12 protein-coding genes and 1 other RNA gene are annotated in these 15,326 nt (G+C 65.8%); 2 read left to right on the top strand and 11 right to left on the bottom strand.

The features are described from left to right. Positions 1-182: 182 nt before the first annotated feature. The 9 genes from AC1POX_RS18330 to AC1POX_RS18290 all read right to left on the bottom strand — a co-directional run bounded on the left by AC1POX_RS18330 (position 183) and on the right by AC1POX_RS18290 (position 10,377). Positions 183-1,415 (bottom strand): multifunctional CCA addition/repair protein, encoded by a 1,233-nt coding sequence (locus tag AC1POX_RS18330; protein WP_122273284.1) that lies wholly within the window; start codon positions 1,413-1,415, stop codon positions 183-185. A 157-nt stretch (positions 1,416-1,572) separates the two neighbouring features. Then, positions 1,573-3,243: a choline dehydrogenase gene (gene betA, locus AC1POX_RS18325; RefSeq protein ID WP_218533540.1), complete on the bottom strand. Its 1,671-nt coding sequence runs from the start codon at positions 3,241-3,243 to the stop codon at positions 1,573-1,575. A gap of 124 nt (positions 3,244-3,367) precedes the next feature. Then, positions 3,368-4,840, bottom strand: coding sequence for a betaine-aldehyde dehydrogenase (gene betB, locus AC1POX_RS18320; RefSeq protein ID WP_372356452.1), 1,473 nt, complete (start codon positions 4,838-4,840; stop codon positions 3,368-3,370). 40 nt (positions 4,841-4,880) lie between these two features. Beyond that, the gene (gene betT / locus AC1POX_RS18315; protein WP_372356451.1) at positions 4,881-6,860 is read right to left on the bottom strand and encodes a choline BCCT transporter BetT; all 1,980 of its coding nucleotides are present in this window, start codon (positions 6,858-6,860) and stop codon (positions 4,881-4,883) included. A gap of 143 nt (positions 6,861-7,003) precedes the next feature. Beyond that, a non-coding RNA gene (locus AC1POX_RS18310) (sX9 sRNA) lies at positions 7,004-7,080 on the bottom strand. A gap of 61 nt (positions 7,081-7,141) precedes the next feature. Next, the gene (locus AC1POX_RS18305) at positions 7,142-7,879 is read right to left on the bottom strand and encodes an endonuclease/exonuclease/phosphatase family protein (protein ID WP_010377815.1); all 738 of its coding nucleotides are present in this window, start codon (positions 7,877-7,879) and stop codon (positions 7,142-7,144) included. Between the two features lie 49 nt (positions 7,880-7,928). Next, the gene (locus AC1POX_RS18300; protein ID WP_008576756.1) at positions 7,929-8,744 is read right to left on the bottom strand and encodes a thiol:disulfide interchange protein DsbA/DsbL; all 816 of its coding nucleotides are present in this window, start codon (positions 8,742-8,744) and stop codon (positions 7,929-7,931) included. Positions 8,745-8,835: 91 nt separating this feature from the next. Further along, complete coding sequence (locus tag AC1POX_RS18295) at positions 8,836-9,486, bottom strand: thiol:disulfide interchange protein DsbA/DsbL (protein WP_008576757.1); 651 nt, start codon at positions 9,484-9,486, stop codon at positions 8,836-8,838. Positions 9,487-9,579: 93 nt separating this feature from the next. Then, positions 9,580-10,377: a c-type cytochrome gene (locus AC1POX_RS18290; RefSeq protein WP_007968623.1), complete on the bottom strand. Its 798-nt coding sequence runs from the start codon at positions 10,375-10,377 to the stop codon at positions 9,580-9,582. A gap of 143 nt (positions 10,378-10,520) precedes the next feature. On the opposite strand from AC1POX_RS18290, the gene yihA reads away from it, so the two are divergent. Together yihA and AC1POX_RS18280 are read left to right on the top strand one after the other, a co-directional pair. Further along, positions 10,521-11,144, top strand: coding sequence for a ribosome biogenesis GTP-binding protein YihA/YsxC (yihA, locus tag AC1POX_RS18285; protein WP_008576759.1), 624 nt, complete (start codon positions 10,521-10,523; stop codon positions 11,142-11,144). Between the two features lie 391 nt (positions 11,145-11,535). Beyond that, complete coding sequence (locus AC1POX_RS18280; RefSeq protein ID WP_033837250.1) at positions 11,536-12,900, top strand: glutamate--cysteine ligase; 1,365 nt, start codon at positions 11,536-11,538, stop codon at positions 12,898-12,900. Between the two features lie 186 nt (positions 12,901-13,086). Here the strand turns inward: AC1POX_RS18280 and AC1POX_RS18275 are convergent, their stop codons facing one another. Both AC1POX_RS18275 and AC1POX_RS18270 read right to left on the bottom strand, forming a co-directional pair. Beyond that, positions 13,087-14,589, bottom strand: coding sequence for an ATP-binding protein (locus AC1POX_RS18275; protein WP_338340073.1), 1,503 nt, complete (start codon positions 14,587-14,589; stop codon positions 13,087-13,089). Next, positions 14,586-15,305 (bottom strand): response regulator, encoded by a 720-nt coding sequence (locus AC1POX_RS18270; RefSeq protein ID WP_011050505.1) that lies wholly within the window; start codon positions 15,303-15,305, stop codon positions 14,586-14,588. The genes AC1POX_RS18275 and AC1POX_RS18270 overlap by 4 nt, the downstream gene beginning before the upstream one ends. Positions 15,306-15,326: the final 21 nt, after the last annotated feature.

The following is a 15,326-nucleotide window of genomic DNA, read 5'->3' as shown; positions in this document are numbered from 1 at the left end:
CCGGCCGCGCCCGCCTGGCGGCTGCGCAGTAGTTTTGTTAGCCGCTCTTAACGGCGTAAATCAGATCTCCAATACATCACTGACATCGAATGGGCAGGTTTCGGTCCATGGGGTGCTGCAATTGTGTCCTTCCTGGCGTCCCCACATCGCGTCGCACCTGGACACAGGTGCGCGACATTCAGCTATGCACCGATCCTTCGCGCTGCCGCAATCGCGGCAATGCGCGCCTTTGTCAGTGCCTCGCCGATCTGCGGCCCCTGCAGACCTTCGGCCGCCAGATCCCGCGCATTGATCGCCAGTGCGGCGGCATGTAGTCGTTTGAGTGCTTCGCCCTGCGGGTACGCGGCTTCTTCACTGCCCAGACGGCCACGCTTGTCGGCTTCGCAGACCAGTGCCAGCTGCGCGATACGCTCCGGCCGGCGAAACGCATCGCAGCGCACCAGCAGCTCGTGCAGGGTGCGGTCGCGCAGCTCGGCCAGGCGATGCACGTTCAAGTGTTCGCGGCAGGCGATGATGGCAAGTTGCCGAAAGTCCTGCGGCACCTTGAGCCGCTCGCACAGCGCCTGCAATGGCGCCACGCCGCGTTGTTCGTGCATGACGTGGCGCGGCCATTCCTCAGGTGGTGTGAGTGCCTTGCCCAGATCGTGGGTCAGTGCGGCAAAGCCCACCAGCGCATCGCCGGGCGCGAGACGTGCCGCCATATCGCTGACCATTTCCTGGTGAATGCCCGTGTCGACCTCCGGATGGAATTCGGCGCGCTGCGGCACGCCGTACAGCGCATCGACTTCCGGCAGGATGACCCGCAGCGCATCGGTGTCGTGCAGCGTGCGCAGGAACGCCGAGGGCTGCGCGCAGCTCAATGCGCGCCGCAGCTCCTGCCACACGCGCTCCGGCACCAGGCTATCGAGTTCGCCGCTGGCGGCCATGTCCCGCATCAATGCCGCAGTGTCGGCAGCGAGCGTGAAGCCCAGCGGTGCCAGCCGCGCCATGAAGCGCGCGGCACGCAACACGCGCACGGGATCTTCGACAAACGCCGGACCGACATGCCGCAAGACGCGCGCCTGCAGATCACGCGCACCGTTGTACGGGTCGAACAATTCACCCGTCTCCTCATCGCGCGCGATCGCGTTGATGGTGAAGTCGCGGCGTAGCAGGTCTTCTTCCAGGGTCACCGATGGGTCGGCGTCCACCACGAAGCCGCGATATCCGCGGCCGGATTTGCGCTCGGTACGCGCCAGTGCGTATTCCTCGCCACTGCGTGGGTGCAGGAACACCGGGAAATCCTTGCCGACCGGCTTGAACCCCTGCGCTTCCATCTGCGCCTGATCGGCGCCAACCACCACCCAGTCGCGGTCGCCAGCCGGCTGCTCAAGCAATGCATCGCGGACTGCGCCGCCAACGAGATAGATCTTCATCAGCGCATGATGCCCGAGCAATCATGCGCCTGTCTGTACGCTCTCCCGGCTGCTTGCGGGACCACTGGCGGCGAGGACGCCGCCAACGCGCTCATGGAAGGGTTCACGGTACATGCAAAAAGGGTTAGGGCACCGCACGCTCGACCCGGAGAAAAGGTCACCCGCGCACAGGTGCATCGCCAGCGATGTAGTAATCGGCGGTGCTGCGCGGCAATGGGGGGCGACCGCGCATGCGGTCGGCGATTTTCTCGGCAATCATGATGGTGGTGGCGTTGAGGTTGCCGGTGATGATGCGCGGCATGATCGAGGCATCGATCACGCGCAGGCCCTCCATGCCGTGCACGCGGCCCTGGCCGTCCACCACCGCCATGTCGTCGGTGCCCATCGCGCAGGAGCAGGAGGGATGATAGGCGGTTTCAGCGCGAGCGCGGACGAATGCGTCCAGCTCCGCATCGGTCTTGCAGTCCGCACTGGGGCTGATCTCGCGGCCGCGGTAGGGGTCTAGCGCCGGTTGCGCGATGATCTCGCGGGTGATGCGGATCGCGTCGCGGAATTCCTGCCAGTCCTGGTCGGTGGATTGGTAGTTGAACAGGATCGAAGGATGCTGGCGCGGGTCGCGCGATTTGGCGTGCACACGCCCGCGGCTGGGTGTGCGCATCGAGCCGACGTGCGCTTGGAAGCCGTGCTCCTTGACGGCATTGCTGCCGTTGTAATTGATGGCCACCGGAAGGAAGTGGTACTGGATGTTGGGCCAGTCGAATTCCTCGCGCGTGCGGATGAAGCCGCCGGCTTCGAACTGATTGCTGGCGCCGGTGCCGGTACCGGCGAATAACCATTCCGCGCCGATCGCAGGCTGGTTCCACCACTGCAATGCCGGATACAAGGACACCGGCTTGGTGCATGCGTACTGGATATACACCTCCAGGTGGTCCTGCAGGTTCTGGCCGACGCCGGGCAGGTCGTGCACCAGTTGCACATCCAGTGCGCGCAGCAGATCGGGTGCGCCTACGCCGGAGCGTTGCAGCAGCTGCGGCGAGGCGATCGCACCCGCGCACACCAGTACTTCGCGGCGTGCATGCGCATCGATTCCTTCGCTGCTGTTGCCCACCAGGTAATGCACGCCGATGGCACGCTTGCCTGCAAACAAAATGCGGTCGGTGGTGGCGTGGGTGACGATATGCAGGCCGTCGCGCGGCTTGGCCATGTCCAGGTAACCGCGCGCGGTGCTGGCGCGGCGCCCGCGTGGCGTCACCGTGCGGTCCATCGGTCCGAAGCCTTCCTGCTGATAGCCATTGAGATCGTCGGTACGCGGGTAGCCTGCCTGTACGCCTGCCTCGACCATGGCATGGAACAACACGTTGTTGTCGTTCTTCGGCGTTGCCACGCTCACCGGGCCGTCGCCGCCGTGGTAATCGTTGGCGCCGATGTCGCGCGTCTCTGCCTTGCGGAAGTACGGCAGGACATCGCGGTAGCTCCAGTCCTCCAGGCCGGGGCGCTTGGCCCAATGATCGAAGTCCAGCGCATTGCCGCGGATGTAGCACATGCCGTTGATCAGCGACGAACCGCCCAGGCCCTTGCCGCGACCGCATTCCATGCGCCGGTTGTCCATGTAGGGTTCCGGCTCGGTTTCATAGGCCCAGTTGTAGCGACGTCCCTGCAACGGAAAGGCCAGTGCTGCCGGCATCTGCGTGCGGAAATCCAGGCGGTAATCCGGCCCGCCCGCTTCGAGCAGCAGCACGGTCACGCCGGGATCTTCGGTCAGGCGTGCCGCCAGCACGTTGCCTGCCGAGCCGGCGCCGATGATGATGTAGTCGTATTCGCGTTGCATGGTGTTCTCCTGATGCGGTAACGGTGCGGTGGCGATCAAGGCATACGGCACAGACGCAAGCGTGCTCCCGGGGCGATAGCGGCGCGTTACTGCCACCGCGCTTGCGTGCGCTGGCTCTCTGCCCTCAGAACACCGACGCGTAACGTTCCAGTTCGATCTGGACCGATTTGGTGCGCGTGTAGGCCTGCAAGGTCGCCAGGCCGTTTTCGCGCCCCACGCCCGACTGCTTGTAGCCGCCCACCGGCATCGGCGCCGGCGACTCGCCCCAGGTGTTGACCCAGCAGATACCCGCTTCCAGGCGATGGATCAGCCGATGTGCGCGCGCCAGATCCGGCGTGACCACGCCTGCAGCCAGCCCATACGTGGTGGCGTTGGCGCGCGTCACCGCTTCGTCTTGGTCGTCGTAGGTGAGCAGGCTCAGGACCGGCCCGAAGATTTCCTCGCGCACGATGGTCATTACATCGGTGCAATCGCTGAAGATGGTCGGCGCCACGTAATAGCCCTGCGCCAGTGCGCCGTCTTGCAGGCGCTCGCCGCCGCACAGCAGACGTGCGCCTTCGGCCTTGCCCTGTTCGATATGCTCCAGCACGCGCTGCATATGCGCGGCGCTGACCAGCGGACCGAAGGTGGTGCGCTCATCGAGCGGATCGCCGATATGGATCCGTTGCACGCGGGCCAGCAGGCGCGCTTCGAATGCATGACGCAAGGCGCGCGGCACGAACACGCGCGTGCCGTTGGTGCACACCTGCCCGGAGCTGTAGAAGTTGGCCATCATGGCGATGTCGGCAGCCAGGTCCAGGTCGGCATCGGCGCAGATGATCAGCGGCGACTTGCCGCCCAGCTCCATGGTCACCTCCTTCAGCGACGAACTCGATGCGCTGGCCATCACCTTGCGGCCGGTGGCGGTGCCGCCGGTGAAGCTGATCTTTTCGATCTGCGGATGCTCGGTGAGCGCCGTGCCCACGCTGGCGCCATCGCCGGGCAACACATTGAACACGCCATCGGGCAGGCCGGCCTCGGTAAAGATTTCGGCCAGTTTCAGCGCGGTGAGCGGGGTGACTTCGCTGGGTTTGAAGATCATCGCGTTACCGGCGGCCAGGGCGGGCGCGGCTTTCCATAGCGCGATCTGGATGGGGTAATTCCACGCGCCGATTGCACCCACAACGCCCAGCGGTTCGTGGCGCGTGTAGAAAAAGCTGCCTTCGCGCAAGGGCACCTGCGCACCCTGCAGCGCCTGCGCAACGCCAGCGTAATACTCCAGCACGTCGGCTCCGGTGACCACATCCACGCTACGCGTTTCGCTCAGCGGCTTGCCGGTGTTGAGCGTTTCCAATTCCGCCAGCGCATCGTTGCGCTCGCGCAGCAACGCCACCGCACGCAGCAAAATGCGCGAGCGCTCCACTGTCGTCAGGGCCGCCCATTGTCGCTGGCCTGCCTGCGCGCTATCGACCGCGGCGTCCAGATCGTCGGCACCGGCATTGTGCACGTTGGCCAGCACCTCGCCGGTGGCGGGGTTGACCACTTCGAACGTGTGGCCGCCGCGGGCGGGAACATAACGGCCGCCGATATACAGCAACTGGTCGGAAAAACGTGGCATGACAAACCTCCTGTGGGACGGTCGCCGCAGCGACGCACCTTCAGCGGGTGAGGTGCAGAAACTGCAGGTGACGTTCGTATTGATCGATGATGTCGTTGATGATCTGTTCGCGGCTGTAGCCCACCAGGTCGTAGTCCTGGCTGCCTTCGTACAGGTAGACCTCGGCGCGGTAGTAGCGCTGGTTGCGGAAGCGCTGCGCGGCAAACGACGGAGTCAGATAGCCGCGCATCACGATTTGATAGCGGAAACCCTGCTGTTCGCCATGATCGACGCTGATTTCCATGTCGCCGTCGTCGATGCGGCTGCTGACCTTCCAGCCTTCCTCCTGCAGCTGTGCGGTGACCGCTTCGATGGCCGGGCGCACCTGGTCGTGCATGAAGCGATACACCTCATCGCGCGCCGGGAAGTGCATCGCCTGGCCCAACCGCTGGCGCCAGCCGCCGTGATGACGCGATTGCCCGATCAAGGGGCTGGGGCTGTAAAGCTGCGCGCGTTTGCGCTGCGATTCTTCGCTGAGGGCGCGTGACAGGCCCCAGGCCATCAGCAGCAGCACTGCAGAGAATGGCAGCGACGCCAGCACCACCGCCGATTTCAGGGCGTCCATGCTGCCGGCCAGCAACAAGCCTGCCGTGACCACGGCAGTGAGCACGCCCCAGAACACGCGCAGCCAGCGCGGGCCATCGTCGTGCGGTTCGCCGCCGTGGGAGGAGAGCGTGGACAACACCACCGTGCCGGAATCGGCGGAGGTCACGAAGAACACGAAACTGATCGCCACCGTGACCGTGATCACCGTGTGGCTCCAGGGATAACTCTGCAGCAGGGAATACAACACCGTTTGCGGTGCATCGATGGCCTGCTGCGCCCATGCTGCCTGGCCGTGATGCAGCAGCTGATCCAGCGCGCTGTTGCCGAAGATCGACAGCCACGCCAGGGTGAACCCGAGCGGGATCAGCAATACCCCCAACACGAATTCGCGAATGGTGCGGCCGCGCGAGATGCGCGCGATGAACAGCCCGACGAACGGCGCCCAGCCGATCCACCAGGCCCAATAGAACACCGTCCAGTTGCCCAGCCAATCGGCGCGGCCACCGTAGGCATACACGTCGAAACTCTTGTTGACCACGCTGCCCAGGTAGTCGCCCAGGTTTTGCATCAGCGCATTGAGCAGGTACTGCGTCGGTCCGGCGAACAGCATGAACAACAGCAGCGCAATGGCCAGCAGCATGTTGATGTCCGACATCCAGCGCACGCCCTTTTCGACGCCGGACACCGCCACCACGATGGCCGCGCCCATCATCGCCACGATCAGCGCCACCTGCACCCAGTGCGTATGCGGCACGTCCATCAAGGTGCTCAGGCCGGCGTTGAGATGCAGCACGCCAAAGCCCATGTCCGCGCCCAGGCCGAACACGGTGGCCACGATGCCCAACGCATCCACGGTATAGCCGATCGTCCCGTTGATGCGTTTGCCGATCAGCGGGTACAACGCCGAGCGCAACGCCAGCGGCAGGTTATGGCGGAAGGCAAAATACGCCAGCGCCATGGCGGCCAGTGCGAACACGCCCCAACCGTGCAGGCCCCAATGCAGGAACAGCACCTGCATCGCCTGTCGCGCGGACGCCTCGCCACTGCCGGTACCGCCCTGGGGCGGTTGCAGATAATGCGTGAGCGGCTCGGAGACGCAGAAGAAGAACAGCGTGATGCTGATGCCGGCGGCGAACAGCATGCCGGCCCAGGAGAGATAACTGAATTCCGGCTCGTCGTGATCGGCGCCGAGCTTGATGTTGCCGTAGCTGGACAGGGCCGTGGCCAGCACGAACACCAGATACAGCGTCATCGCCAGCAGGTAATACCAGCCGACATTGCGCGACGCCCAGGTCTGCGCATCCAGCAGCACACGCCCCGATTCCAGCGGAAACAACGACACCAGCAAGGCAAACGTGCACACGACCGTGGCAGCCAGCACGAACACCGGGCGCAGGGTGCGTACCGGCAAGGTGTGCGGCGCTGTCGCACTCATGGCAACGCACTCATACGCTGCGTATCACGTGTTGTGCTCCCAACGAAAAACCGCCTGCGTTATCGCACAGGCGGTGTCGAGGGGGTGTCAGCGGTCGAGTTCGCCAATGCGAACCCGTCGTCACTTTTCCGGTTGTTTGGAGCGGCCAACACAGCGTGGCGAGCAGTCGTTAGGTGGGCGTGGGCGGCGCGCTCAGAACCGGAGTGTACGAGCGGTACGTGCCGATTCCGAGCACCGGCCGCGCCCGTCTGGCGGCTGCGCAGTCGTTCTGTTGGCTGCTCTTAACGCAGCAATTGCCTTGGCACGCGGATATCCATGCCCACCGCCAGGTGATCTGAAAACGCGGCCGGAATGGCTTCGGTATGTTCGATCACCAGGCTGTCGCTGACCAGGATGTGGTCGATCGCCCGGTCCGGACGCCAGCTGGGAAAGGTGTGCACCTCGCAACTGGGCGGTTGCAGACGGGTATGGCGATAGAGCGACTGCATCTCCGGGCGATCGGCCATGCAATTGAAATCGCCCATCAACATCGCGTTGGGATGGTCGGACAACAATTCGGCGATGAAGGCCAACTGCGCCATACGCGAATTGGCGCCCAGCGACAGATGCGCCACCGCCACGGCCAGGCCATCGCGGCCCTCACCGAATTTCGCCAGCAGGATGCCGCGCCCGCCGATGCGGCCGGGCAGGGCGTGGTCCTGCACTTCCACCGGTTCCAGCTTGCTCAACAAGCCGTTGGCGCTGGAGGCCACCCCGCCCATGCGGCGGTTGGGTTGGTGGCTCCAATAATCGAAACCGGCGCGCTCGGCCAGATAGTGGGTCTGGTTGGTGAAACCCGAGCGCAGGCTGCCGGGGTCGGCCTCCTGCAGGCCGACGATGTCGCGTTCGCCGACCAGCTTGGCGATGCTGTCCAGGCTGGTGCGCTTGCTGCCCAGCGGCAACGCGTGCGACCAGCTACGCGTCACATAGTCGCTGTAACGGCGGGTGCTGGAACCGGCCTGGATATTGGCGGTCAGCACCCGCAGGGTGCGCGAGTCCGAAGCGTTCACGACGTTGCGTTCGCGCGACTCACTTGGCCAGCGTGGCGCGTTCGCGCGCGATCAGGTGATCGGCAATGCGCAGCATGTCCGGGAAGCTCTGGCCCTTGACCAGGTACTTGCCGTTGATGATCAGCGACGGGGTGCCGGTGATCTTGCTGCGGGTGGCGAACTGCTTGGCGCGGTTGGTCTTGGCCGAGACGCCGAAGCTGCTCATGGTGTCGATGAAGGTCTTCTGGTCCACGCCGTACTTGGCATAGAACGCGGCGATGTCCTGCACCGAATCCTTGCCGCGCTCGCCCTTGAGGGTCTGGTCGACGTGGATGGCCTTGTACAAGGCCTCGTGGGTCTTTTCCTGCACGCCCAGGGTTTCGGCGGCATAGAAGGCGCGGCCGTAGTCATCCCAGGTGCCACCGAACATGGCCGGCACATAGACAAAATGCACGTCCGACGGCAAACCGGCCTTCCACGGCCCGATCAGCGGCTGGAACGCGTTGCAGGCAGGGCAGACATAGCCGAAGACTTCGGCCACTTCGATCTTGCCGGCGGCCTGTTGGTAGGGCTGGCCAGCGTCGATGTCCAGATAATCGGTGCCGGCGACCGGCTCGGGGCCATTCGGTGCACGCGGGGCAGCGCTGGGCGCGGCGGGCGGTTGAGTGGTGGCGCTTTCGCCGACTGCAGGCGGAGCGGCCGGGTCTGCGGCCGGGGTAGCGGCAGCAGGCGCGGGCGCCGTTTCGGCAGCTGGGGTGGTGGCGGCAGGTGCGGTGTCGGACGAACCGTCCTGCGCCTTGCAGGCGACCAGGATCGGCAACAGCGCCATCAGCGTCAGGGCGAAGCGTGTCTTCATCGGATTGGATCTCCAGCGTGGGGCGAGAAAAGGGCCGGACGGCCGCGGGGCGCATGATGCCACGCGCGGCCGTCGCTGGCGGTTATGCGGTTCAGCGCTTGGCCGGCGCGGCGTGCTCGCGGGCGATCAGGTAGTCGGCAATGCGCAACATGTCCGGGTAATTGCGTGCGCCGATCAGGTAGCGGCCGTTGACGATGATGGCCGGCGTGCCGGGAATCTTGCTGCGCAGCGCGAACTCGCGCGCGGCCTTGAGCTTGGCCTCCACCGCCTCGCTCTTGTAGGTCTCGATGAAGCGCTGCTGCGGGATTCCGTAACCGGCATAGAACGCGGCCAGTTCTTCGGGCGCCACGTTCTGGGTGGGCACGGTCTGCTTTTCATGGATGGCGTCGAACATGGCGCGATGGCTGCGCTTGGCCACGCCCAGGATGTCGGCGGCAAAGTAGGCGCGCGCAAACGCGTCCCAGAAGCCACCGAAGGCGGCCGGTACCGGGGTGAAGCGTACGTATGCCGGCTGCTTGGCCACCCAGGCTTCCAGCACTGGTTCGAAATGTGCGCAATGCGGGCAGGTGTAGCCGAAGACTTCGGTCACTTCGACCTTGCCGGCCAGCGGGGCGTACGGCTGGCCGCCGTCGATCAGGGTGTAGTCCTCGCCTTCGACCGGCGCGGCTTTCTTGTCGGCGGCGCAGGCCACCAGCGGCAACAGGAACATCAACAGCAGGGGCAGACGGGAAAGCAATTTCATGCGGGCTCCGTGGGGGCGAGGGGAGAGCGGTAAACGACGACGCCGGTCGCGGGACCGGCGTCGTGAAGCGGCGTGGCGACGGCAGGGATCAGATCACGAACGTGCAGGCGCTCCTGCAGGTGGCTGCGCCGCTGCCGCGTCGTCGGCACGATCATGCAGGCCTTGCAGATAGCTGGCCAGCGCCTGGATCTCCTGCTCGGTCAGCGGATGCGCCACCTGCGCCATGATATTGAACAGCGCCGGATTGCGCTCCTGGGTGGTGCCGGCCTGGTATTCCTTCAGGCGCCGCGCCACGTACTCGGCATGCTGTCCGCCCAGGCGCGGATAGGCCGGGCCCGGATTGCCGCCGCCCGATGGCCCATGGCAGGCCATGCAGGCCGGCACGCCGCGGGCGATGTCGCCGCCGCGGTAGAGCTTCTCGCCGACCTCGTAGAACTTCATGCCCTGGTAGGGGCCCTCGGCGATCGCCGCGTCGTCGGCGACACCGGCGGAGGCCTTCTGGGTGGCGAAATAGGCGCCCAGGTCGCGCATGTCCTGCGCGGTGAGGTCCTTGACGAAGGGCACCATCACCGCCGACATCCCGGTATTACGCTCGCCGCTGGCAATCAACGCCACCTGATGCGCCACGTAGCGCTCGGTTTGCCCGGCAATGCGCGGGTACATCGCCACGGCCGGATTGCCGTCCGGTCCATGGCAGGCTGCGCAGGCAGCAGCCTTGGTCTGGCCGGCCTTGGCATCTCCCCAGGTGGTCTTGGCCAGGTCCACCTCCAGCGGCGCAACGCGTACCGGCGGCGGATCGGGGATCGGCGTGACTGCCGATTGCGCAAACGCCACGGCCGCAATGACCGGTACGGCGAGTGCGGCGAGGACTAGCACACGAGCATGGCGCATCAGCTAAAGCTCCGTATGGACCCGGCCCGCGCGCGTTGGGTACTGGCAGTGGCAGGCGTGCTTCGATTATCGACACGCCTTTGCGCCAGGGTCAACGAACAGTGCAGCAAAACTGCCGGGCCCGAACGTGCGATCCTAAGCGGATGTCGCTTCTTATCGAACAAGCCCGCTACCACCTGTCCGCCCACAACGCCCGGCAATTGCCCGACGATGGCGGCTACGAGGTGGCCTTTGCCGGCCGCTCCAACGCCGGAAAATCCAGCGCGCTCAATGCGCTGACCCGCCAGAACGCGCTGGCGCGCGTGTCCAAGACCCCCGGCCGCACCCAGCAGCTGGTGTTCTTCCAGATCCAGCCCGAGCGCTACCTGGTGGATCTGCCCGGTTACGGCTACGCCAAGGTGCCGCAGGACCTGCAGGCGCACTGGCAGGCCTTCATCGACCGCTATTTCCGCACCCGCGAGGCGCTGCGCGGGCTGGTGGTGGTGATGGATATCCGCCACCCGCTGAAGGACTACGACCTGCAGATGCTCGGCTATGCCGCCGAACGCGGCCTGCCCGCGCATGGATTGCTGACCAAGGCCGACAAGCTCGGCCGTGGCCAGCAGATGCAGACCTTGCAGAAGGTCAAGAAGGAAGTGACCTCGCGCTTTGGCGACAGCGTGACGGTGCAGACCTACTCGGGCGAGTCCCGCCAGGGTGTGGACGAATTGCGCGCAATTGTCGGTGCTTGGCTGGGACTGGATGTGGAAACCACTGCGGCCGAATGATGCCGTGCAACACGAGTGTCGGGCGTGGCTGGATGCCCAGCGCCTCGTCACGGCGGCAGACTTCGGTCTGCCGTTTGCGTTTCCAGCGGCAGTGATCGGTGGGTCGCCTTGCGGAGCGATGCGCAGCCTGAGCAGTGCGTAGGGCGCGCATGGCAACGCTTGCGGTGATGACCGGGCTGTGTCGGACGATGCCGGCGCTGCAGAACGCGCAGCCCGGTCATTTGATCCAGATCACGCCATCGCCGCGATCGATGGCGGGCATGCATCGGTGGAAATGTCATGCCCCGCCGGTGTCGCCAATCCTTTCGCGTCGGGCGGGTATAGTGCGGGCCTTGCGGTGGCAGGGGAGGATCCCCACATCGTCCCACCCCTTTCGTTTGCGAGCCTGCCCTTGTCGAGTCCCAGCCACGTTGCCGAAACGCCGATCACCGAACGCGCGGAGCTGGTCCAGGTGCTGGCTTCCGGCGAGAAGCCGAGTGCGGACTGGCGGATCGGCACCGAGCACGAGAAGTTCGGCTTTCAGTTGGATGACCTGCGTGCGCCCACCTTCGAAGGGGCACGCGGCATCGAGGCCTTGCTGACCGGGCTGACCCGTTTCGGCTGGGAGCCGGTGCAGGAAAACGGCCGCACCATCGCGCTGCTGCGCGATGGTGCATCGGTCACGCTGGAGCCGGCCGGGCAACTGGAGCTCTCCGGCGCGGCAGTGGAAACCCTGCACCATACGTGCGTGGAAACCGGCACCCATCTGGACGAAGTGGCGCAGGTCGCCGGCGAATTGCAGCTGGGCTTTCTGGGCATGGGCTTCCAGCCCAAGTGGCGTCGCGACCAGATGCCGTGGATGCCCAAGGGCCGCTACCAGATCATGAAGAACTACATGCCCAAGGTCGGCTCGCTCGGCCTGGACATGATGACGCGCACCTGCACGGTGCAGGTCAACCTGGATTACGCCACCGAAGCGGACATGGTGAAGAAGTTCCGCGTGTCGCTGGCGTTGCAGCCGATCGCCACCGCGTTGTTCGCCGATTCGCCGTTCACCGAAGGCAAGCCGAACGGCTACCTGAGCTACCGCTCGCACATCTGGACCGACACCGACGCCGATCGCACCGGCATGCTGGATTTCGTGTTCGAAGATGGCTTCGGCTACGACCGCTACGTCGATTACCTGCTCGATGTGCCGATGTATTTCTCGTATCGCGATGGCGTCTATCACGATGCCAGCGGGCAGAGCTTCCGCGACTTCATGCAGGGCAAGCTGCCCGCGCTGCCGGGCGCGTTGCCGACACTGCGCGATTGGTCCGATCACATGACCACCGCGTTTCCGGAAGTGCGCTTGAAGAAGTATCTGGAAATGCGCGGTGCCGATGCCGGCCCGTGGGATCGGTTGTGTGCGCTGTCGGCGTTCTGGGTCGGCCTGTTGTACGACCAGACCGCGCTGGATGCGGCCTGGGACCTGGTCAAGGATTTCAGTCCGACCGAGCGGCATGCGCTGCGCGACGGCGTGCCCAGGTACGCGTTGGGCCTGCCGTTCCGCAACGGCACCGCGCGCGATCTGGCAGTGGAGGCGGTCAACATCGCACGCGAGGGCCTGCGTCGCCGCGCACGCCTGAATCGCGACGGGCAGGACGAAACCGGCTTTCTGGATGTGATCGCCGAGATCGCCGAAAGTGGTGTCACCGCCGCCGAACGCAAGCTGGCGCTGTATCACGGCGCATGGAAGGGCGATATCGACCGCGTGTTCCGCGAGTTCGCCTACTGAGCGTGGGTTGGCCGGTCGCCAGCGCGTGCTGGCGCTGGCAGCCGTTGCCGTCGGCGATTGCGTGCCGGAGTCGTCGCCTCAGCCGATGTCGCCAGACGCGCAAGGCCATGGCCGGAACAGCGGTGGTGGGCTCGGATCATGACAGCTGCCGCTTGCCCGGCCCGGCAGGCCGCACTCCATCACACGTCAGCGCCGCTCGGGCATGCAGGGCAGTCGTACGGTCACGCGCAGGCCGCCATGCGGGCGATTGTCCAGGCGCAGGTCGCCGCCGTGCGCCAGCACAATGCTGTGCGCCACCGACAAACCCAGCCCGATGCCGCCGGTGTCGCGATTGCGCGAAGACTCGCCACGCACGAACGGCAGCAACAATTGTTCGCGCTGGGTCGGGTCGATGCCGGGGCCGTCGTCGTCGATCCACAACACGCCGTCCTCGCCATCGCGCTGCAGTTGCAGACGGGCGCGCTTGCCGTACTTCAACGCGTTTTCGAGCAGATTCATGACCGCGCGGCGCAACGCCAGCGGGTCGCCGTCCAGGGTGATTTCCGGGCCGGGCAGCAGCTCGGCGTCGGCGCCGATATCGGTGGCGTTGTCCACCACGCTCTCCACCAGCAAGCGCAGATCCAGCGGCGCGCGCTCGCCGCGATGACGATCGTTCTGGATGAAGTCCAGCGCTGCGGAAATCATCGCCTTCATTTCGTTGATATCGGCCAGCGCCTTGTCGCGCAGCGGTGGCTGCAGGCCATCCAGACGAAACGACAGCCGCGCCAGCGGCGTGCGCAGGTCGTGCGCAATCGCTGCGACCATGTGCGTGCGTTCGTTGATCAGGCGGTTCAGGCGCGCCTGCATCGCGTTGAACGAATCGGCTGCGCGCACGATTTCCGGCGGGCCGCTGCGTTGCAGGGCGGCGGCATCGGGATTCCGGCCCAGGCGGTCGGCAGCTTCGGCAAAGCGCTTGATCGGTGCCGACAGCGCGCGCGAAAACCACCATGCCAGCGGCACGTTGGCCAGCAGGCCGGCCAGGAACAGCAGCACGACGTGGGTCTTGAACTCGCCCGAGAGGCGTCGACGCGGCGATTCCACCGTACGCCAACGGCCATCGGGTTGTTGCAGGGCGGCGGTGAAGCCGTCCAGCAGCGGTACGCCGGGGGTCAGGCGCTCGCTTTCCCAGGCGCCGGGCAACTCGTCCGGGCGCAGCCCGTCGCCGGGCAGCGCAGCAGGGTGGCCGTCACGCGGCCAGTCGTCCGGAAACGGCGGCAGAGGTTGCGTGCCAGGGCGTTCGTGCGCCCCGTCACCGCTCTCGCCCGCGTGGTTCTCGTTGGACCACCGCTGCGGCGGCAGCATGCCTGGCTGGGGGCCTTCACGATCATTGGCGTTGCGGTAGAACCGCACCTGGCGTTCGGGCACGTCCAGCCAGTGCGCAAGCAGCATTTCGGCGAAGGGGTCGCGCACCTGGCCTGTCGGCGGCACCGGGGCTTGCGCCGATTCGTGCACTTTCAGGGTCTGGGTACCGGCCGGCATGCGGGTGGAGAGCAGCGCCACCACTTCCGGCGGATGGACCGGAGGCTCGTAGACGGGGGTACGCATCATCAACAGGGCGATGCCCACCGCCTGGGCGGTGACCAGGGCCACCGCCAACAACACAAAGGTCCGCGCAAAGATCGACAGCCCGCGCCGTGCCGGTTTGCTCACAGGCGCGAGACGCTCGGCAGCAGCATGTAGCCCTCGTTGCGTACGGTGCGAATCAACTCGGTATGGACGCGCTCATTGATTTTGCGGCGCAGGCGGCTGATCTGGCTGTCGATGGCGCGGTCGTAGACGTCGGTGTCGCGGCCGCGGGCGTAGTCCAGCAGCTGGTCGCGGCTGAGCACGCGCTGCGGGTGTTCGACGAAGGTGCGCAGCAGCGCGAACTCGCCGTCGGACAGATTGATGAAGATGCCGGTGGGGTCGCGCAGGTCGCGGCGCACCACGTCCAGCCGCCAGCCGGCGAATTCGTAGACGTTTCCGCGCTGGTCGGCCTGTTCGTTGCTGGCCTGGCTGCGCCGCAGCAGGGCGCGCACACGGGCCAGCAATTCGCGCGGATTGCAGGGTTTGGCCAGGTAATCGTCGGCACCCACTTCCAGGCCGATGATGCGGTCGGTGTCGTTACCCAACGCGCTGAGCATGATGACCGCAGGTGAACCGCGCTCGCTGGCCAGGGCGCGCGCTGCACTCAGCCCATCTTCTCCTGGCATCATCACGTCGAGTACGATGAGGTCCGGGCGGCGCTGCGCCATGACAGAGCGCATCTCCGCCACGTTTTCGGCCATATCCACCTGGTAGCCGTGAGCGCTCAGAAATTCGCCGATCAGCTTGCGCAGGTCCGGATCGTCGTCGACCACGAGAACGCAGGGTTGTTGCAGGTCCATAGGGATCATCGTCTGTGGCGC

It is taken from the genome of Xanthomonas sp. NCPPB 3442 (assembly GCF_056725145.1).
Note: the sequence above shows the minus strand (reverse complement) of the source record. Positions and strands in the feature narration are given on the sequence as shown.

Bases quoted from the DNA above. Each gene is read 5' to 3' on its own strand.
- AC1POX_RS18330 (WP_122273284.1), bottom strand. From the start codon at position 1,415: ATGAAGATCTATCTCGTTGGCGGCGCAGTCCGCGATGCATTGCTTGAG.
- betA (WP_218533540.1), bottom strand. From the start codon at position 3,243: ATGCAACGCGAATACGACTACATCATCATCGGCGCCGGCTCGGCAGGC.
- betB (WP_372356452.1), bottom strand. From the start codon at position 4,840: ATGCCACGTTTTTCCGACCAGTTGCTGTATATCGGCGGCCGTTATGTT.
- betT (WP_372356451.1), bottom strand. From the start codon at position 6,860: ATGAGTGCGACAGCGCCGCACACCTTGCCGGTACGCACCCTGCGCCCG.
- AC1POX_RS18300 (WP_008576756.1), bottom strand. From the start codon at position 8,744: ATGAAGACACGCTTCGCCCTGACGCTGATGGCGCTGTTGCCGATCCTG.
- AC1POX_RS18295 (WP_008576757.1), bottom strand. From the start codon at position 9,486: ATGAAATTGCTTTCCCGTCTGCCCCTGCTGTTGATGTTCCTGTTGCCG.
- AC1POX_RS18290 (WP_007968623.1), bottom strand. From the start codon at position 10,377: ATGCGCCATGCTCGTGTGCTAGTCCTCGCCGCACTCGCCGTACCGGTC.
- yihA (WP_008576759.1), top strand. From the start codon at position 10,521: ATGTCGCTTCTTATCGAACAAGCCCGCTACCACCTGTCCGCCCACAAC.
- AC1POX_RS18270 (WP_011050505.1), bottom strand. From the start codon at position 15,305: ATGGACCTGCAACAACCCTGCGTTCTCGTGGTCGACGACGATCCGGAC.